17 protein-coding genes are annotated in these 19,641 nt (G+C 69.2%); 11 read left to right on the top strand and 6 right to left on the bottom strand.

The features are described 5' to 3' along the window. Positions 1–76: 76 nt before the first annotated feature. Entirely contained in the window at positions 77–469 is a 393-nt protein-coding gene (locus ABLG96_RS21360) for a GntR family transcriptional regulator (RefSeq protein ID WP_353649313.1), read from the bottom strand. A gap of 177 nt (positions 470–646) precedes the next feature. Here ABLG96_RS21360 and ABLG96_RS21355 point away from each other — a divergent pair, with 177 nt between their 5' ends. From ABLG96_RS21355 to ABLG96_RS21345, 3 genes are all read left to right on the top strand, one after another. Beyond that, positions 647–1,114 carry a hemerythrin domain-containing protein gene (locus ABLG96_RS21355; protein ID WP_353649312.1) on the top strand — a complete coding sequence of 156 codons (468 nt, stop codon included), beginning with the start codon at positions 647–649 and terminating at the stop codon, positions 1,112–1,114. A 92-nt stretch (positions 1,115–1,206) separates the two neighbouring features. Continuing rightward, a complete protein-coding gene (locus ABLG96_RS21350) occupies positions 1,207–3,342 on the top strand; it encodes a DEAD/DEAH box helicase (RefSeq protein WP_353649311.1) in 2,136 nt (711 codons plus the stop codon). A 107-nt stretch (positions 3,343–3,449) separates the two neighbouring features. After that, positions 3,450–4,892 (top strand): PQQ-binding-like beta-propeller repeat protein, encoded by a 1,443-nt coding sequence (locus ABLG96_RS21345; protein WP_353649310.1) that lies wholly within the window; start codon positions 3,450–3,452, stop codon positions 4,890–4,892. Between the two features lie 57 nt (positions 4,893–4,949). On the opposite strand, the gene ABLG96_RS21340 is transcribed toward ABLG96_RS21345, so the two are convergent. Further along, positions 4,950–5,537, bottom strand: a complete 588-nt coding sequence (locus ABLG96_RS21340; protein WP_353649309.1) for a TetR/AcrR family transcriptional regulator — start codon at positions 5,535–5,537, stop codon at positions 4,950–4,952. Between the two features lie 53 nt (positions 5,538–5,590). Between ABLG96_RS21340 and ABLG96_RS21335 the strand changes: the two genes are divergently transcribed. From ABLG96_RS21335 to ABLG96_RS21325, 3 genes are all read left to right on the top strand, one after another. Then, the gene (locus tag ABLG96_RS21335; protein WP_353649308.1) at positions 5,591–6,094 is read left to right on the top strand and encodes a DUF2867 domain-containing protein; all 504 of its coding nucleotides are present in this window, start codon (positions 5,591–5,593) and stop codon (positions 6,092–6,094) included. Positions 6,095–6,284: 190 nt separating this feature from the next. Beyond that, a complete protein-coding gene (locus tag ABLG96_RS21330; protein WP_353649307.1) occupies positions 6,285–6,572 on the top strand; it encodes a hypothetical protein in 288 nt (95 codons plus the stop codon). A gap of 87 nt (positions 6,573–6,659) precedes the next feature. Further along, positions 6,660–7,769, top strand: coding sequence for a substrate-binding domain-containing protein (locus ABLG96_RS21325; protein ID WP_353649306.1), 1,110 nt, complete (start codon positions 6,660–6,662; stop codon positions 7,767–7,769). Between the two features lie 264 nt (positions 7,770–8,033). Here the strand turns inward: ABLG96_RS21325 and ABLG96_RS21320 are convergent, their stop codons facing one another. Then, a complete protein-coding gene (locus ABLG96_RS21320) occupies positions 8,034–8,801 on the bottom strand; it encodes an SGNH/GDSL hydrolase family protein (RefSeq protein ID WP_353649305.1) in 768 nt (255 codons plus the stop codon). Positions 8,802–9,181: 380 nt separating this feature from the next. Here ABLG96_RS21320 and leuS point away from each other — a divergent pair, with 380 nt between their 5' ends. The 3 genes from leuS to ABLG96_RS21305 all read left to right on the top strand — a co-directional run bounded on the left by leuS (position 9,182) and on the right by ABLG96_RS21305 (position 14,289). Then, positions 9,182–12,082, top strand: a complete 2,901-nt coding sequence (gene leuS / locus ABLG96_RS21315) for a leucine--tRNA ligase (RefSeq protein WP_353649304.1) — start codon at positions 9,182–9,184, stop codon at positions 12,080–12,082. Positions 12,083–12,292: 210 nt separating this feature from the next. After that, a complete protein-coding gene (locus tag ABLG96_RS21310; RefSeq protein ID WP_353649303.1) occupies positions 12,293–12,775 on the top strand; it encodes an FMN-binding protein in 483 nt (160 codons plus the stop codon). Between the two features lie 41 nt (positions 12,776–12,816). After that, complete coding sequence (locus ABLG96_RS21305; RefSeq protein ID WP_353649302.1) at positions 12,817–14,289, top strand: oxidoreductase; 1,473 nt, start codon at positions 12,817–12,819, stop codon at positions 14,287–14,289. A gap of 255 nt (positions 14,290–14,544) precedes the next feature. Here ABLG96_RS21305 and ABLG96_RS21300 read toward each other — a convergent pair whose 3' ends face one another. Genes ABLG96_RS21300 through ABLG96_RS21290 form a run of 3 tightly spaced genes read right to left on the bottom strand, consistent with a single transcriptional unit; the run spans position 14,545 to position 17,903 of the window. Then, complete coding sequence (locus ABLG96_RS21300; RefSeq protein ID WP_353651615.1) at positions 14,545–15,306, bottom strand: HpcH/HpaI aldolase/citrate lyase family protein; 762 nt, start codon at positions 15,304–15,306, stop codon at positions 14,545–14,547. Further along, positions 15,303–16,088, bottom strand: coding sequence for a fumarylacetoacetate hydrolase family protein (locus ABLG96_RS21295; protein ID WP_353649301.1), 786 nt, complete (start codon positions 16,086–16,088; stop codon positions 15,303–15,305). The genes ABLG96_RS21300 and ABLG96_RS21295 overlap by 4 nt, the downstream gene beginning before the upstream one ends. A 48-nt stretch (positions 16,089–16,136) precedes the next feature. Then, positions 16,137–17,903 (bottom strand): thiamine pyrophosphate-binding protein, encoded by a 1,767-nt coding sequence (locus tag ABLG96_RS21290; RefSeq protein WP_353649300.1) that lies wholly within the window; start codon positions 17,901–17,903, stop codon positions 16,137–16,139. A 401-nt stretch (positions 17,904–18,304) separates the two neighbouring features. Here ABLG96_RS21290 and ABLG96_RS21285 point away from each other — a divergent pair, with 401 nt between their 5' ends. Continuing rightward, positions 18,305–18,628 carry a hypothetical protein gene (locus ABLG96_RS21285; RefSeq protein ID WP_353649299.1) on the top strand — a complete coding sequence of 108 codons (324 nt, stop codon included), beginning with the start codon at positions 18,305–18,307 and terminating at the stop codon, positions 18,626–18,628. Positions 18,629–18,632: 4 nt separating this feature from the next. Then, the gene (locus tag ABLG96_RS21280; protein WP_353649298.1) at positions 18,633–19,427 is read left to right on the top strand and encodes a carbon-nitrogen hydrolase family protein; all 795 of its coding nucleotides are present in this window, start codon (positions 18,633–18,635) and stop codon (positions 19,425–19,427) included. The last annotated feature ends 214 nt before the right edge of the window (positions 19,428–19,641 follow it).

Below are 19,641 nucleotides of genomic sequence, written 5' to 3'. Positions count from 1 at the left end.
CCCGCGCGGTCCCCCGCTGAACTGCTACCCGGTCCCGCTGTTTCGCCCGCTGTCCGCTCGTGTTGCACGGTTCCCATCACGACCTCCCCGATTCGAAGTGCCTGTCCAACAGTGCTTTCGAGAGTGCTTCGACCTCGTGCCGGGCCAGCCCGCCGAGCTTGGCCCGTCCGATCCACCGGTCGAGCTCGGTGCCCAGCGGCGAGTCGACGTCGACTTCGGACCGGGCAAGCCCGCGGGTGACGAACGTGCCAGCACCGACCCGTCCCTGCACCAGGCCCTCACGTTCCAGTTCCCGGTAGGCCTTCAGGACCGTGTTGGGGTTGATGGCCGTACTGGCCACCACCTCGCGGGCGGTGGGCAGCTGATCACCCACCGTCAACCGACCGAGCAGCAAGGCCTGACGCGTCTGTTCCACGATCTGCAGGTAGGCGGGAGTGCCTGCTCGCCGGTCGATCCGGAACTCGATCACGCGGATTACACTACACAACTAGTGAAATAGTGCAATGTGAGGCGAAAGTGCCCACGTGGACCGTCTGCGTCGGGTCCGTTACGGTTCGAGGGTCGCGTGCCGGTGGCAGACCGTGTCAGGCATGGAGGCACCGATGTTCGGAGGACGACGTGATGACGTCGAATCCCCTGCCGCCCAGTGAGTGAGCGGGAGAAGGCCAGGCTCGTCGCCTGGGGTCATGAGATGTACCGGGTCCATCAGCATCTCCGGGACGCCCTGGCCGATGCCCAGGATGCACTGTCGGGTGCGGGACCGCCCGAGCTCGTGCGGGATCTGCTGGTGCACTGCCGCGGCTTCTGCAGTGCCCTCGACCGGCACCACCGGGGCGAGGACGCAGTGCTGTTCCCGGCGATCCGATCGGCCCATCCCCACCTGGCACCAACCCTCGACAGGCTGACCCAGGACCATTCGATGATCGCCCACCTGATCGGCGGTCTGGAGCAGGCGCTGGGCAGCGGCGATCCGGCGCCGGTGCTGGATCGGCATCTGGAGGGGCTCGCCGCGATCATGGAGAGTCACTTCCGCTACGAGGAACGTCAGCTGCGCGGGATCCTGGCGGAGCTGGAACTCGACGCGCCGGTGGAGAGTGCGCTCGGGCGGCCGTGACCGCAGTGTCGGCAGTTGTCCACAGGTCCCCAGTGATCCACAACCGTTCCGCGGGTCACGCCGGTGTCGGCCCGCCGCTCTACGGTGACCAGATGAGCACCCCCACCGCGACGCCTGCCACGACGCTCACCGACGACCAGCAGGTGGTCGCCGATCGCGTCATCGGCGCGCTCGCGGGTCCTGACGCGCGACTGCGCGACGACCAGCTGATCGCCATCACCGGACTGCTGCACCCCGGCGCGCGGGTACTCGTGGTGCAGGCGACCGGGTGGGGCAAGTCGGCGGTCTACTGGACCGCCACCGCGCTGATCCGGGCCGCCGGCGGCGGCCCGACCCTCGTCATCTCCCCACTGCTGTCGTTGATGCGCGACCAGGTGGTCGCAGCCGAGCGGGCCGGACTCCGCGCGGCCACCCTCAACTCGTCGAACAACGGCGACTGGGAAGCCATCGAGAGCGCATTGATCGGCGGTGATCTGGACGTCGTGCTGGTCTCCCCCGAGCGGCTGGCCAACCCGCGCTTCGGTCGCCGGGTGCTCGATTCGCTCGTCGGGAATCTAGGCATGCTGGTGATCGACGAGGCGCACGCCGTCTCCGACTGGGGGCACGACTTCCGGCCCGACTACCGCAGGGTCTCCGACACCGTCCGCGGGCTCAGCCCGCACACCCCGGTGCTGGCGACCACAGCGACCGCCAACGCGCGGGTGACGACGGACGTTGCCACCCAGCTCGGCGACCAGACCCTCGTCCTGCGCGGGCCGCTGGCGCGGACGTCCCTGCAGCTCGCGGTCATCGACGGGCTCACTCCGATCCAGCGCTACGGCTGGGTCGTCGAGCAGCTGCCGAACCTGCCAGGCTCCGGCATCGTCTACGCGCTCACCGTGGCCGATGCCGAACGGCTCGCGGAGGCGATCACCGCCCAGCACGGAGGTGCATACCCGGTCGCCGCCTATACCGGCCAGTTGCCCGGCGAGGAACGCGAACGGCTGGAAGAGGCGTTGCGGCGCAACGAGTTGAAGGCACTCATCGCCACCTCTGCCCTCGGCATGGGCTACGACAAACCGGATCTCGGCTTCTGTGTGCACGTCGGATCGCCGCCGTCGCCGGTGTCCTACTACCAGCAGGTCGGGCGTGCCGGTCGGGCCATCGACCGGGCAGTGGTGGTGCTGCTCAGTGCCCACGAGGACGCCGCCATCTGGGACTACTTCGTCACCGCCTCCATCCCGGACGAGCGCGAGGTGCAGCGATTGCTCGCCGTCACCCCGGTCGCGCCCGCAGAACCGGCCAGCGTCCCTGCGCTGGAGGCCGAATCGGGTCTGCGCCGGACGAAGGTCGAACTGATGCTCAAGCAGTTGGCCGTCGACGGCGTGGTCGATCGCACCGAGAGCGGCTGGGTGCGGACCGGCCGGGCGTGGAACTACGACGCCGCGCACTACGAAGGCGTGATCGCAGTCCGCCGCCGCGAGGCCGACATCATGCGCGACTACTCCCGCGGTCGACGCTGCCTGATGCAGCTGCTGCAGGAATCCCTCGACGATCCGACGGCCACCCCGTGCGGTCGCTGCAGCGTCTGCACCGGCGAGCTGCCGGACGATCTTCCACGTGCGCCCGACAAGAGCGTCACCGCCGGGGTCGCGGGTGCACTGCGCACCCGATCCCACGTCGTCGAACCGCGGAAGATGTGGCCTGGTGGGGCTTTCGGATCGAAGGGCCGGATCGCCCCCGGCGAGATGGCTGCCGAAGGACGGGCCCTGGTGCACGCCGACGCGCCCGAATGGCGTGAGGTGATCAGGGCTGTGTTCGCTGCGGACGCGCCGCCGCCTGAGGAGCTCGTCACCGACGTGGTCGGGGCGCTGAGCAGTTGGCGTCGGGACTGGCCGGCTCGCCCGGAGGTGGTGGTCGCACTACCGGTCGCGGGATACAGCGCTCTCACCGAGGGCCTCACCGCGCAGATCGCCGCGATCGGCCGGATGGATCTGGGGCACCTGCAGATCGACGACGCGGCGGTCGCACCGGCGCGCACGAGTACCGGACTGACCTCTGCCGAGGAGGCCGCCGTTTGGAAGGACGCGATCTCCGTGCCCGTACCTGCCGAGGTCGCGGGACGGCCGGTACTGCTCGTGGTCGATGCCACCTCGTCGCTGTGGCCGGTGACGATCGCCGCTGCCGTCCTGCGCCGTGCCGGGGCCACGCTGGTGTTGCCACTGCTGGTGCACCGCCGGGTCGGCTGACCGGACAGCGCGGTCGGAGCTGGGCGGAGCTGGGCGGAGGCACGCTGACCGGCACCGATGTGTCCGATCGCCCGCGCCGATCGAACGCGACACCGATACTCGGATCCGTGCTCTCGCTCATCCGTCGCCCGCCGGCGATCCTCGCTCTGGCGGCGCTGCTCGTCGCCGGGGCCTGCACGACGTCACCGAGCGCCGAGACCTCGCGATCGTTGACATCCAGGCCCACCGGCGTCACCACGACGCGAACCTCGGTGCCGGATCCACCACCGATGCCGACTCGGAGCCCGCCGGGAACCGAGGCCACCGAACTGCTCCAGTTCGCGCTCGACCCGGGCAGGGGCTCCACACAAGGGATGCAGGTCGAACGCGCCGGCGACATCACGCTGATCAATGCGGTGGGGCGGCTGGTGGCTCTGGATGCCGACGGCGACGAGCTGTGGAAGATCGTCGAGCGGTACACCGACATCCCGACCTTGGAGGTCCGGGTGTTCGGCTCGGTCGCAGTGGTGAGCAGGGACGCGTTCGGGATCGACGTGTTCCCGAACAGGCTGCTCATCACCGGTATCGACGTGGCCACCGGCCGGGTCCTGTGGAAGAACACCACCAGTGCCTTCGTCAGCTTCGTCGGCGGGAGGATGATCACGTCGGAGTGCGCGCCGAAGCAGACCGGCAGGCTCGGCGAATGCACCGTCACGGCCCGCGATCCGCTGACCGGTGCCGGGCAGTGGCAGCAGCGGTCATACGCGAGTGCTCGGATCACGGACCCGCTGGAACGGCTGGAGGGTGCGTCGTCCCCGGAGCTCTGGGTGACGAGCTATCCGACGGGCGCCGACAGTGAACGGACCGACGCCTTCCGGCTCGTCACGGGAAAGCCTCTGGGCGAAGGTCGGACCGGGGACGGCCTGGCCGGGAACCGCCTGCTGGTCGCACCGGGTCTCGGCGTCCATTTCCGTGACGACAACGATCCGAAGGAAGGCTGCACACCGAGCCTGGCGGCGATCGAACCGGGTGGCGCCTCGGCCTGGACCCGAGACTTCGATCCGGGCAGCTACCGGTCGTCGGACGGCAAGACACTGCGCTGCAGCAACCTGGATCTGCGGCAGCAGGATGCGGAGACTGCCTCGTTCGTCCTGCAGGGCAGACCGCAGCTGATCGATCTGTCGACCGGTCGCACCACCTGGGATCACGCGACGCGCGAGGAGACGTTGCAGGCAGTGACCGACGATGCGGTGCTCACCACCGACTCGGCCGCCGGCGTTCGGCTGACCGCCCGGGCCCGGAACGACGGCCGGAAGCTGTGGACCCAGGACCGCGCCGTGCTGTCGGTGACGGCCGGCGGATCCGGTCGCACCGCTCCGCTCCTCGTCGACGCAGACGTCGAGCTGGCATCCCGGACCCTGGTGCTGAGTTCGACGACGGGCGAGCTCCAGGTTGCTGGTCTCGGAGAACTGGTGGGTCACGGCGACGGCTGGTTCGCCACCTTCGCCGCCGACTTCGAGGCTGAGCGCTATGGCAAGTCCGGCGGAGTGCGGGTGTTCCGGCTGCCCTGACAGCTCGGGTGGCCGGTCGCGTCGGGGCCCCGACCCGGGTCGCGGCCTCGCCCCGCGTCAGGACCTCTCGGGGCCGAGCACCATCTCCAGCATCTCGCGGTGGGCGTGGCGTCGCGCCTGCGGCGATTTCGGGAGCACCGCAGGAACCGTGGCCGCGAGCACGGCATGACCGGAGAAGGTGGCGTATGCCAGCACCGCTCGGGACCGGGCGGCGCCGCGCGCCAGTCCACCCTGTTCCAGCAGTGCCGTCAGGTAGTTGATCCGTCGTCCGACGGCGACCTGCATCCGTTGTCGGACAACAGGATCGGTGCTCGACAGGATCGCTGACTCACCGATGGCGCGCTCGACCCCGGTGCCCACGATGACCAGCAGTCGACCGAGCCGATCTCGGGCGGAACCACCGTCCTGTTCCACCCGGCTGATGATCTCGTCGGTGCGGAGCCGGAGCCACTCGTCCATGGTGGCCTCGACGAGGGCGGCACGGTTGGCGAAGTGCCAGTAGCCGGACCCCTTGGTGGCGCCGAGCGCACTCGCGATGGGTTCGATGGCCACCGCGTCCGGGCCGCGGTCGGTGAGCGCCTGCAGGGCGGCATCGACCCAGTCCTGCCGGCCCAGACGACGACGGGCGGGGCTGACATCAGGCATGTCCATACGCTACCGTATGGCATCCGAACGTACGCCACCGTATGGAGAGCGCCATGTCGATCGTGACCGAGCCCCTGACCGCCGAGCCTGCTTTTGTTTCCTACGCCCTCGACGGGCCGCGTCCAGCTGACTGGGCAACCGTCACGCTGGTCGCCGTCCCCACCGACCCCTCGATCGGAGCCGAAGCATGGGCCGCTGCGGTGTTCTCGCCGCGATCCGCCCCTCTGTTCGTGAAGGTGTTGTTCGGGTTGCGGCAGGTGCTGGTGCGCCTGATCGGGATTCCGCCGGCCACCGACGACGTGTTCGCGGTCGACACTGTTGTCGATGGTGAAGCCGTGATCGTCACCGAGGATGCCCACCTGGACTTCCGCGCCGGCATCGCCTTCGACGCAGATCGATTGCTGCTGCGGGTGACGACGGCGGTCTGGTTCAAGGGTCTGCGTGGGCGGATCTACTTCGTCCCGGTGGCGTTCGCCCATGACGTGATCACCCGGGCCATGATGCGGCGGGCGATCCGCGGGGTCATTGCTCGACAGGGACTGCCGGCGTCGCGTTGATCGAGTGACTTATCCCGACGGTGATCGAGCGACGCAGGAGTCGAGATCCTGCGGAAACCACTCTCCCACCTGGCCGGGCGGCCTGGAGACGAATGACCTTGACCGGTACAGCCAGCCCAGCTACTGTAGCGGTACAGGGATGCAGAGGTGCTGGTCAGCAGCGCCGGTCGCTGTGGAAGGAGGCATCATCATGCAGTTCCAGCCCACCGCCCTGATCCTCTCGGCCTCCGCGCAACGGGAGCTCTTCGACAGTGTTCGTCTCGACACCGTTCGACTCGACACTGCCCGGGGCGACACCGCCCGATCCGACACCGCCCGCTGGGACGTCGCCCGCTTCGCTGCAGTGCGTCGAGCCCGCCCCGCCACGTCGGTCACGATCCGGGACCACCGCGTCCGGCGCGCTCTCGCCCGCCTGCTGGTGCGCACAGCCGGAGCGATCGAACCACGCCCGAACCAGCAGTTCGCCACCCACGGCTGAGTGCCTTCGGCATCGGTGATGCCCCCGCTCGCGATACCGTCGATCATCGGGATCTTCCCGGGTGGCGACAGGACGGGAGTGCACACCATGGCTCGGGTCACCCTGCAGACGATCGCCGACAAGGTCGGAGTCTCGCGGATGACCGTCTCCAACGCCTTCTCGCGCCCCGACCAACTCTCGGCCACCCTGCGCACGACGATCCTGGCCGCGGCTGACGAGCTCGGTTACGCCGGCCCGGATCCGGCGGCCAGGGCCCTGGCCAGGGGTAGTACCGGCGCCGTGGGGATCGTGCTCACGGACTCGGCGGTCACCGCTTTCACCGACGAGGTCGCGTCCCGGTTCTTCGGCGCCATCGCGAGCGAGCTCGCCCCGACCGGTCTCGCCCTCACCCTCGTGCCGGCCGTGGAGCTCGAGGGTCGGGTTCCGGCACGAGACGTCGCGATGGACGCCGCGCTGGTCTACCACTGCGACCCCGACTCACCCGCCCTGTCCTGGCTGCAGAAGCGCGGGCTCCCCACGGTGCTGGTCGACCAGTTCCCGGTCGACGGCATCGCCTCCGTCAACGTCGCCGACCGCGACGGGGCGCGCGCCGCGGCCCAGCATCTGGTGGACCTGGGTCACCGGCACGTCGGGCTCGTGACCTTCACCGTCCACGAGCCGCACGGCATCACCGAATCGACCCCGCTCGGGACGGAGGGCTACGGCGCCCGCGAGCGGATGATCGGATGGCTGGACGCACTGAACGCCGCGGAGGTCTCCACGACGGCCTTCCGCACCCGCGATTCCGTCGTCGACGGCGGCGACGACGCGCTGGTCGCCCTGCTGCGGGCCGATCCGTTGATCACCGCAGTGCTGTGCTTCTCCGACGTGATGGCCGCGAACGTGCTGTTCGCCGCTCAGGACCGCGGAATCGTTGTACCGGATCAACTCTCGGTGGTCGGCTTCGACGACACCCCGTTCGCCTCCCGGGTCCGCCCAGCCCTCACCACCGTCCGCCAGGACGTCCCGGAGAAGGGGCGACTGGCCGCCGCCGCGGTGATCGCCCTGCTCGAGCGTGGCTCGACCGACGAGGTGTTGCCCGCCGAACGCACAGTGCTGCCCACCGAGCTGATCGTGCGCGACTCCACCGCCGGGCCGCGATCCGATCCGCAGCAGCTGATCGTCTTCTCCCGGGCGGCGGGCGTCGACGGTCGGTAGGTCCGGAGTCGGGTGTGCCGGCCGACCTCCGTGGACGACCCATTGGGAGTGGAGACCGAACTGCTCTCGTCGGCCGTCACGGTGGTGACCATCTCGGCGGTCGACGCGCGGGGAGCCGAGGTTCTCCGCGGGAGCAGACCCGTGATCCCGACGGTGAGCTGTCCGAACGGCCAGGGCTGCGATCCGACCGTCTGAACCGCGACCGTCACTCTCTGACTGCAGGACTGTCGAGTGGAGCGCACGATCCCCCGCCCCGAGCAACGGTCACGATCGTTGCTCGGTGACCGGAACCGCTCGATCCGCCTCAGGAGACGGGGGCCCAGAACGACCCGCGCCAGGGAACAGGGCCTCGTCGAAGATGTCGGCGATGCCGCGGTAGCCGGCATCGTTGGGGTGGAAGTGGTCTGCAGCAAGCGTCGATCTCCCCCACGACCGGGCGCGCGGATCGCGCAGATCAGCCAGTCGCACCCGACCGCTCGCCACCGCGGCATCGATCACCGTGTTCAGTGCGATGGCCGCCCCGTAGGTGCCCGGCTGGTTCCCGACGACCGTCCCCACCGGAACCTCCTCGAGCAGTCGGGCCAGCTCACCGGCCGCGACCGCACGCAGACCGGGCTTCATCAGGTCGTTGCTGCCGACCAGCATGCTCACCTTGTCCGGAGTGGGGAGCGAAGCGAGCGCGGGCATCGCACGGTCCCGGAGATCCGCGATCCGCCCGCCGTAGATCGCGAGGTTGATGCACGCCCATCCGGGATGGCGCGCCAGGATCTGGCCGACGAATCCGCTGAGCGGCTCCGACGCACCGGACCCCAGGGTCATCGAGTCGCCGAGCGCCACCCACAGTTTCGCGCCCTGCTCGGCCGCGTCCAGGGCGTGTTCGTTCGACTCGATCCACCACCGGGCGAACGGCTCCACCTGGCGCTGGACCCTGCGGACGCCGGGCATCACCAGAGAGGCAGCGGTCATGAAGGGCCCGGGGCGGCGGCCACTGAGGTGGTTGAACTCCGACAGTCGGAAAGGGATGGGCGGCACCTGAGCTGTTCGCAGCGCGGCGGCCGGCAGATCGGTCCGCGGTCGGCAGATTCTGCGCACTTCGTCACGGTACGCAACTGCCCGCCCGGGTGCGCTTGTCCGTCGCGCCGCCGCCGACAGACCGGATCCACCACAGCGCCGACCGAGCTGGGCGGGTCAGGCCGTTCCGGAACGACCACCGGCTCGGTGCAGGTGGGGGGTACCGGGGTAGCATCGACGCATGGCAGGCACCCAGCTCCTTCCCGGGCCGCGCTGAACGACCGTCAGGTCACCCAGCGCGGCGATCCCTCCTGTGAGCCCGACCAGGGCCTTCCGGAGGGATTTTTGCTGTCCGGCCAACACCGCGAACACAGACACCCGGGAATCGACGAGGAGATCCGATGAGTACCGACACCGCAGCCACTGACGACACGAGCGCTGCCGACGTCCCGAGGGAGGATGCGCCCCCGTTCCGGTACACCGCGCGGTTGGCCGGCGAGATCGAGGCCCGGTGGCAGGACGTCTGGCAGCAGCAGGGCACCTTCCACACGCCGAATCCGGTGGGTGAGCTGTCGATCCCCGGCCGACAGGTGCGACCGGACAAGACGTTCGTGATGGACATGTTCCCGTACCCGTCGGGTGCCGGGCTGCACGTCGGGCATCCGTTGGGCTACATCGGCACCGACGTCTGGGGCCGCTTCCTGCGGATGACGGGACACAACGTCCTGCACACGATCGGGTTCGACTCCTTCGGCCTGCCCGCCGAGCAGTACGCGATCCGCACCGGAACCCACCCGGCGGTGACGACCGCGCAGAACATCGACCGCTACCGGGAACAGTTGCGGCGGTTGGGTTTCGGGCACGATGATCGGCGCAGCATCGCCACCACCGATCCGGCGTTCGTCCGCTGGACGCAGTGGATCTTCACGCAGCTGTTCGAGGCGTTCTTCGACGCCGGAGCGAACCGCGCGCGGCCGATCGCCGAGCTGGTGCGGGAGTTCGAATCGGGCTCCCGCAGTGTCCCCGACGGCCGCGACTGGTCGGGCATGACCAGGGTCGAGCGCGCCGCCGTCGTCGACGGTCATCGGTTGGTCTACATCGCCGAGGCGCCGGTCAACTGGTGCCCGGGCCTGGGCACCGTGCTGTCGAACGAGGAGGTCACGGCCGACGGTCGGAGCGCGATCGGCAACTTCCCGGTGTTCAAGCGCAGTATGCGCCAGTGGATGATGCGGATCACCGCCTATGCCGACCGCTTGATCGACGATCTGGACCGACTGGACTGGCCCGAGTCGATCAAGAGCATGCAGCGCAACTGGATCGGCCGGTCGCACGGCGCGCAGGTGGCGTTCCCGGTGACCGATGCGTCCGGCCGCGAGCGGGTGATCGAGGTCTACACGACCCGCCCGGACACGCTGTTCGGTGCCACCTACATGGTGCTGGCACCCGAGCATCCGTTGGTCGACGAGATCGCCGCCGCACAGTGGGCAACCGGCACCGATCCCCGCTGGACGGGTGGTACCGCCACTCCTGCCGAGGCCATCGCCGCCTATCGGTCGGCGGCCTCCCGCAAGACCGAGCTCGACCGCCAGGAGAACAGAGAGAAGACCGGCGTCTTCACCGGTGCACACGCGATCAATCCGGTGACGGGACAGCAGATTCCGGTGTTCATCGCCGACTACGTGTTGATGGGCTATGGCACCGGCGCGATCATGGCAGTTCCCGCCCACGACGGCCGCGACTTCGAGTTCGCGACGGCGTTCGCGCTGCCGATCGTCCGCACCATCCAGGCGCCGGCCGATCACCCGGACGATGCGGTGTTCGTTGGCGAGGGGCCGGCGATCAACTCCGCGAACGGGGAGATCTCGTTGAACGGGTTGGATGTCGCCGCTGCGAAGTCCGCCATCGCCACCTGGTTGCAGGACAAGGGGTTCGGTCGGAACCAGCAGCAGTACAAGCTGCGCGACTGGCTGTTCTCCCGGCAGCGGTACTGGGGTGAACCGTTCCCGATCGTCTACGACGCCGACGGCGTCGCGCATTCCATCCCGGACGACCAACTGCCGTTGACGCTGCCCGAGATGGAGGACTTCTCACCGGCGAAGCTGGACCCGGACGATCCGAACACCGAGCCGCTGCCGCCGCTGAGCAAGGCCACCGAGTGGCGCACGGTCACCATGGACCTGGGTGACGGCGAGCAGACGTACAGTCGCGAGCTGAACGTCATGCCGCAATGGGCGGGTTCCTGCTGGTACGAGCTGCGGTACATCGACCCGACGAACACCGACTCGTTCTGCGCGCCCGAGAACGAGCGGTACTGGATGGGCAAGGACCCCGACCGACCCGGAGATCCCGGCGGCGTCGATCTGTACGTCGGTGGCGTAGAACATGCTGTGCTGCATCTGTTGTACTCGCGGTTCTGGCACAAGGTGCTGTTCGACCTGGGTCACGTCAGCAGCGAGGAGCCGTTCCGCCGGCTGTTCAACCAGGGCTACATCCAGGCCTACGCCTACACCGATGCGCGCGGTGTCTACGTGCCGGCGGAGGAGATCGTCGAGGAGTCGCCCGACGTGTTCACCTACCGAGGCGAACGGGTGAGCCGCGAGTACGGGAAGATGGGCAAGTCCCTGAACAACGTCGTCACCCCCGATGAGATGTGCGACACCTACGGGGCCGACGTCTTCCGGATGTACGAGATGTCGATGGGGCCGCTGGACATCTCCCGTCCGTGGCAGACGCGTGATGTCGTCGGGTCGCAGCGGTATCTGCAGCGGCTGTGGCGGATGATCATCGACGAGCAGACCGGCGAGCTGCGGGTGGCCGAGTCCGACGCGCCGACGGACGACGAGACGAAGCGCCTGCTGCACAGGACGATCGACGGGGTCCGTACCGACTACCAGGCGATGGGCTACAACACTGCGATCGCGAAGCTGATCGTGTTGGCGAACCATGTCACCAAGTCGGGCACCACCCCGACCCGCGAGGTCGCGGAGGCACTGGTGCTGATGACGGCGCCGCTGGCCCCGCACATCGCCGAAGAGCTGTGGAGCCGGCTGGGACGCAGCGAATCCCTGGCCCTGGGGCCTTTCCCGGAGGTCGACCCTTCGCTGCTGACGGAGGACACCGTCGAATACCCCATCCAGGTGAAGGGCAAGGTCCGCGCCAAGATCCAGGTGGCTGCCGATGCGGCCACCGCGGACGTCGAGGCGGCCGCACTGGCCGAGCCGAAGATCGTCGAGCTGCTGGCCGGCTCGACGCCGAAGAAGGTGGTCGTGGTGCCCGGCCGGATGGTTTCGATCGTCATCTGAGGCGGCAGTTCCGACACGCCGCGCCGCGAATGTCTGTTCACCGCCCGGAAGTCCGGATGGTCGCGGTCCGTGCGCTGCGCCGCACCGGCCCGACACGCCGGAGCTCCCATCTGCAGGGCGATCGGTGGCGAACTGCGGGTACGAGTCCGAGAGCCCGTCAGCACGCCGACCCGGCGGTGCCGGGGCTCCGACGAGGACCGGAGGGGACCGATGACCACTTCGAGAACGCGTCTGCTGTTGGCCGGACTGGGCGGCCTTGCGGTCGCCGGATCCGCCGCAGGTGGCGTGCTGCTGGTGCAGGCCGGACAGACCGTTGAGGCTGCCCCGTCCGTGCGCGTCGACATTCCTGCCCCGGTGACAGCCCAGGCGTCGAGCAGCGCCGGAACCCAGGGGTCGCTGTTCCGCGACGGGGATTACACGTCCGCCGGGCGATACCTCACCCCTGGCGGTGACGAATCGATCCTGGTCACGGTGCACCTGCGCGGCGGCATCGTCACCTCCGTGGTCGCCAGGACCGAGGCACTGTCGCCCACGGCCCGCCAGTTCCAGGAACAATTCAGAGTGTCGGTGGCCGCGCAGGTGGTGGCCCGACCGCTCGCCTCGGTGTCCGTCGACGTGGTGGCCGGGGCGTCGCTCACCTCATCCGGGTTCAACAACGCGCTGGCCGGCATCCGCGCCGAGGCGCGCCGATGATCTCCGGAGTCCTCGAGCGAACAACTGCGGTCGTCGGACGGATGACGATGTACCGACTGGTGCTCTGGAGCCTGGGCGGACTCGCAGCGCTGTCGCTGATCTTCAGTTTGATCGGCTGGATCGCCTACACGCCGGCCGCCATTGCCATCTGCTGGCTCACCCCGCTGGTCACCAGCTACGCCACCAACCGGCTGATGGCCGGCATCCACGGAGTGGTCCCGCACTCCGAATCCTCGTTGATCACCGCCTATCTGATCTTCTTCATCTTTCCGCCGTCGACCGACCTGGTCGCGGTACTGGCGATCGCATTGGCGGCGCTGTTCGCCTCCGCCTCGAAGTACCTGCTGGCGGTGCGCGGACGGCACATCTTCAACCCGGCCGCGGCGGGAGCCTTCCTGGTGACGCTGTGCGGCGTCTACTTCTCGGGCTGGTGGGTCGGCACCACGGTGCTGGTGCCCTTCGCCTTCGTGGCCGCCGTGGCGATCCTGCACCGGACGCGGCGCCTGCCGATGGCCGCGGTGTTCCTGGCCGTTGCCGGCGGGATCATGGTGGTGCGCAGTCTCAGCGCGGGGATTCCGGTGGGGACGGCCCTGCTGTGGCCGATCACTTCGTCGCCGATGGTCTTCTTCGCGGGCTTCATGCTGAGCGAGCCCCTCACCCAACCGCCGAGACGGTGGCAGCAGCTGCTCATGGCCGGTGTCGTCGGCGCGCTGTTCTCGATCCCGCTGCACGTGGGCGCGATCTACGTCGCACCCGAGTCCGCGCTGCTCGTGGGCAACCTGATGGCCTTCTTCTTCGGGCAACGCAAGGGCATCGAGCTGACCTTGCGAGCCCGCCGGCAGCTCACCCCGTCGACGGTCGAGTTCAGCTTCCACCCCGCCCGTGACGTCAGCTTCCGCGCGGGGCAGTACCTCGAGATCACCCTGCCGCACAAAGGATCTGACGATCGCGGGCTACGGCGGGTGTTCAGCATCTCCTCGGCGCCGTCCGAGAGCGGAGCGGTGGCCATCAGCACCAAGATCCCGCGGGACGCGAGCACCTTCAAGCGCACGCTGGATGCGTTGACGGTGGGCTCCACCGTCGGCGTGACGACGGTGGCCGGTGACTTCCTGCTCCCCGCCGATCCCCATGTGCCGCTCTTGTTGGTCGCGGGTGGCATCGGCATCACTCCCTTCGCCAGCCAACTGGCCGAGCGCGGAACCGCGGGCGGCAGTGATGTCGTCGTGCTGTACTCCGTCACGGGTGCGGACGAGATCGGCTACCGGGACGTGCTGGAGCACTCCTCCGCACGGGTGGTGATCGTGTCGCCGGAACCCATCGCGGATCTGCCCGCCGGGTGGGAGAACATCAGCGCCCGGCGGGTCGACAGATCCCTGTTGGCCGCCGCGGTACCGGACATCGCCGCTCGTCAGGTGCTGGTGTCCGGCCCACCCGGCATGGTCGAGGGCGTGGGTGGCGCTGCCCGCAAGCTGCACGCCGCCGGGGTCCGGACGGACTACTTCAGCGGCTACTGAGCCGACCGGCACGTCGGGCGGTGGCGGCAGAGCGCCGGGGTGGAAGACGTTGACGCCCATCGGCTTCCCAGCGGCACCGGCGACGTCGGTGCAGTGCGCCGCCGCGGCCGACGTCCGGGTGCAGGAGTCCGCCGACGACTGGCGGGCGATCTCGACGCGCTCGTTCCTCGCTTGCTCGATCAGCGGAAGGTGGCGCGGTTGATCGGCTCCCAGTCTCGGTGGTCGAGCGAGTAACGAGTCGAGACCGGCCTGGAATCAGCTCTCAGGTTCCAGCACCGTACGCAACGCCGAGGATCCTCGCGCCAGCAGGGTGACGTCGGCTCCCACCGAGATCAGGTCGGCGCCGGCTGCTGCGTAGCGGCGGGCCAGTGTCGGGTCGAACGCGTTGACCCCCACCAGTTTCCCGGCGGCTCGCCCCACCCGGATACTGTGCTCGACCGCGGCCACGACGTCCGGATGCGACTGCTGGCCGAGCAGATCCATCGACCCGGCGAGGTCGGCCGGGCCCACGAAAATACCGTCGATCCCCTCGGTTGCGGCGATGTCGCCGACGTTGTCCACCGCGACCGACGATTCGATCTGCACCAGCAGCGTGATCCCCGCTCGCGCGGTGTGCAGGTAGTCGGCATCCCTGCCCCACCGCGACGAGCGGGCCAGCGCACTGCCGATACCCCGCGTCCCGACCGGCGGATATGCGACGGCAGCGGCCACCGCGGCAGCCTGCTCAGCGGTGTCGACCATCGGTACCAGCAACCCGGTGACCCCCAGGTCGAGGTACTGCTTGATGATCACCTCGTCGCCGATCGGCGGCCTGACGACGGTGGCGATCGGCGAAGCGGCGACGGCCTGCAGTTGGGCCACCAGGGTCGGGAGGGAGTTCGGGCTGTGTTCGCCGTCGATCAGCAGCCAGTCCAGACCACTGCCGGCGCAGATCTCGGCCACCAACGGACTGCCGGAGCACACCCACATCCCCGTCAGCGCAGCAGCTTTCGACGCCCGGAGCGCGGTCAACGTCATCGGAACCGGCACGAGAGCACTCCCAGTCGTTGGTAGTCGGCGTGGACGACGTCTCCGGGATGCACCCACATCGGCCGGGTGAACGATCCGGACAGGATGGTCTCCCCCGCAGCCAGGTGGGTGTCGTGCGCGGCCAGCTTGTTGGCGAGCCACGCGACTCCGACTCCCGGATGACCCTGCACCGCACCGGCGACTCCGGACTCCTCGATCACCTCGTTGCGGTACAACAGGGCACTGGCCCACCGCAGGTCGAGCGCGTCGACCGCCATCGGCGATCCCCCGATCACCATGGCGCCCATCGCCGCGTTGTCCGAGATGGTGTCGACGATGGTGCGGCCCTGCATCTCGATCCGGGAGTCGAGGATCTCCAACGCCGGCTGGACGTATTCGGTCGCTCGCAGCACGTCGGTCAGGGTGCAGTGCGGCCCACGCAGCTCGGAGCGCAGGACGAACGCCAGCTCCACCTCGATGCGCACGTTCGAATAGGCGCTGTGGTCGATGACGGAGCCGCTCGGGAACACCATGTCATCGAAGATCACCCCGTAGTCCGGTTCGGAGATGCCGGTGGCCTCCTGCATCACCCTGGACGTCAGACCGATCTTGTGGCCGACGATCCGGTGACCGGTCGCCGCGCGTCGGGAGGCCCACAATGCCTGCACAGCATAGGAATCCTCGATCGTCATGGCATCGAAGCGGGTGCTCAACAGCGGCACGGTGGTGCGAGTCCGCTCGGCGTCCAGCAGTTCGTCGGCGATGGCGGTGATCACTGCGTTGTCGAGCATCGACACGCTCCTTCCGGGGGCGGGAGTCACCTGGACGCTATACGGCGGTCAGTCGGCAACGGCGGCGGCGACGAGGGACGCCGCACGATCCTGCTGGTTCGCCGCCACCAATCGGCGCGCGGCCCCGGCCATCTCGCTGATGTACGGAGCGACGACGTCGGCCGAAACCCGGCAGTCCAGCACCAACAGCCCGTCCGCCCCGCTGACGACGAAGTCCCGCAGGACCGCCAGATCCTCCAGCGTGCGGATGACGGCGGACCGACCTCCCACCGCCGCGCCGAGGGCGGCGAAGTCGACCTCCGGGATCCGCATCGGCGTCTCGTCGAGCCCGAGACTGGCGGCACCGAACTGGTGGATCTCAGCACCGTAGGCGGCGTCGTTGACGACGATCAGTGCGCCCCGGCGGGTCGCCCTGGCCAGGCTCTCGAGGTCGGCCAGCGCCATCAGCCCGCCGCCGTCGCCGCTGACCACCACCACGAACTCGTCGCGACCGGCTGCAACAGCCACCCCGACACCGCTCGGCAACCCGAGTCCGATGCTCTGCAGCGCTGTACCTACCAGCACCAGGCGGTCGGCGGCCGGTACCCGCAGGTACATCGGTGCCCAGCCGATGAAGTGGCCGCCGTCGGAGACGATGACCCGGTCGTCGGGCAGTAGGTCGTCGAGCCGGCGGAACAGCGACCGGGGGTCGAGTCGCCCGTCGGGCGCGAGCGCGTCACCCCGCTCGTGCTCGTCCGTCCCGTCTGCCGTCGTCGGGTCGACCGGGGTCCTGCCCGCCGCTCGTCGCCGGACGGCAGACGGAGCGGGCCCGCGCCGAGCAGTGAGCCGGAAGTTCAACTGCCGCACCGCTTCCGCGGCATCGCCGCGGACGAACAGGTCGACCCGCGCGCTGGTCGCGAACGGTGCATCGTCGATCTGCACGACGATCGCATCGGGTGCGAACAGCGACCCGAACGCTGTGGTGAACTGGTTGAGCGCCGCTCCTACGACGAGCACGACATCGGCGGCGGCGATCCGGCGCAGGGTGCCAGGTGAGGAGAACCCGCCGGCCACCCCGAGATCGCGGGGCGAGCCGGCGAACGTGCCGAGTGCTGGGGCCGTCGTGCAGGTCGCCGCGTCGAGCCGGTCCGCGAGGTCGGTCAGTGCAGCGGTCGCGCCGGCGGCGCGGACACCGCGACCGGCCAGTACCAGGAGTGCGCGGGCGTCGGCGAGAACGTCCGCCGCGGCGTCGATGGCGAGCGGGTCCACGCCTGCGGGAATCCGGAGCTGCAGCGACGGGACGTCGTCGGGATCCTCGGACGTCGGGCTCGCACCGACGTCGTGCGGGAGCGACAGCACCACTGCCGTGCGCTCGTCGACGGCGTACTGCAGGGCAGCAATGGTGGTGCGACCCGGGGCCGATGCGTCCACCACGAAGGTCTGGGCGCCGGCTGCGGCGGCCATCGCCACCTGGTCGACGTCCCAGCCTCGCGGACCGGTGCTCGGAGCGTCGCCGGCCACGAGCAGCAGCGGGGTACGTGCTCGGACCGCCTCCGCGAGCGGCGTGATCGTGTTGGTGAACCCCGCGCCGTAGGTGGCGGTGGCCACGGCCGGCCGGCCGGTGAACCGGGCGAAAGCGTCGGCGGCGGCGACCCCGCCCGCCTCGTGCCGGAGAGCGGTGAACCGCAGGTCGGAGGTGCACACGGCGTCCAGGAAGTGCACGTTTCCGTTGCCCATCACCCCGAACACGTCGGTGATGCCGGCGCCGCGGAGAGCCGCCAGGACTGCGCTCGAGACGGTCGAGCGGGAATGAGCGGGTACCCGAAGAGAGGTCATGGACGGTCCTTGCTGCGAGAGTGACGGTGGAGTTCCGTATGTGTCTCGCGGCTCGCCGACCGTTGTCGGCGAAGCGACCGCTAGCGCCCCTTTTCCGGGCGCGGGCGAGGTGTCCCTCGGTGGTGCGCGACGCTCCGGTGGTGCAGGAGTGCTCGCCCGGCTCCTGCAGACTATCCGCCGTCGGTGGATGGGCACTGTGCTCGCGCTCATGATGTCCCCGGCCCGCCTCAGCGAGCTGCCCGCGACGGCCTTCGGTGACCATTCCTTCTGATCGGATCTGTACCAGTAGTCCGGGCTCCGACCCTGCTGGTGCCTCTTCTCTCCCGATCGGACCCATCTCATGACCCCTGCATCGATGTCGCCGGAGTTTTCGTCCTCACTCGGATCTCGGAGGCCACGGCATGAGCGCGCGGCTGCCGCTGGTCGATCTGCACCGTCACTTCGAAGACTCGATCAGGCCGAGCACCATCCTGGAGATCGCCCGCCGTGAAGCGCACCCGCTCGCATCGGCGGTGCGGCCACGCGACCTGATGGTGGCGCACGAGCACGGAGTTCCGGTCTCCCTCAACACCGACAACCCGCAGGTCAGCGCCGTCACCCTGGCCCACGAACACCGGCTGGCGCAGCAGATGGCCGGCCTCACCGATGAGCAGCTCGCGGCGATCGCCCACCGAGCAGTGGCGGCGAGCTTCGTCCCGCAGCAGCCCGAGCCGGATCTACAGTGACGCGATGCGGATCGCCCTGGCCCAGCTGACCCCGACCAGTGACCCGCGGGCGAACCTCGCGGCAATCCTCGAGCAGGTCCGCGCTGCGGCGAGCGGCGGCGCTCGTCTGGTGGTGGCCCCCGAGGGTGCGATCACCGATGCGTTCGGCGATCCCGACTCGGTGATCCGCAACGCCGAGCCGCTGGACGGCCCGTTCGTCACCGCGCTCCGGCTGGCATCGGGCGAGCTGGGCATCGCGATCGCGGTCGGTACCTTCGTGCCCGCGGACGACGGCCGGGTGAGCAATGTGCTGGCGGTGGTCGATGCAGGCGAGCTGATCGCGGCGTACCGCAAGATCCACCTCTACGACGCGTTCTCGCACCAGGAGTCGGCAACGGTCGTGCCTGGCGACGCCGAGCCACCCGTCATCGAGCTCGACAGCCTCCGGATCGGTCTGGCCACCTGCTACGACCTGCGATTTCCTGAACTGTTCCGGTCGCTGTCGGCCCGCGGGGTCGACGTGTTGGCAGTGGCCAGCGCCTGGGCGACGGGGTCCGGCAAGGAGGACCACTGGGTCACCCTGCTCCGGGCCAGGGCCATCGAGAACACCAGCTACGTGGTGGCCGCCGATCAGATGGGCGGCGGTTGCATCGGTCGCTCGGCGGCTTTCGACCCGTTCGGTCTGCCGCTGGCGGATCTCGGCTACCGGTCGCCCGCCCTGGGCTTCGTCGAGGTCGACCCTGAGCGCCTGACGGAGGTGCGGGCGCTGCTGCCGAGTGGATCCCATACCCGCATGCAGGTCCGGATGGCACCGCGGTGAGCGGTTCGGCTCCCACCATTCGGTAACGGTCCGATCACGATCATATGGGCGAGGCTCGACGTCGGGGGTGACGGACAGCGATCCCGGGTGCGCGTTCCGGAGTTCCAGGGGGCCTCCGTCACCGGACGTGCACGTCCGTCTGACGGGGAGTGGCGACACTTCGGACCGAACGGATCCCAAACGTCCTGTCGCGTCCTAAAGAGTGAATTTTCAC

Origin of the sequence: Nakamurella sp. A5-74, assembly GCF_040438885.1 — a bacterium.
Lineage (GTDB): Bacteria > Actinomycetota > Actinomycetes > Mycobacteriales > Nakamurellaceae > Nakamurella.
The sequence above is the reverse complement of the archived record's forward strand: the minus strand, read 5'-3'. Positions and strand labels throughout refer to the sequence as shown.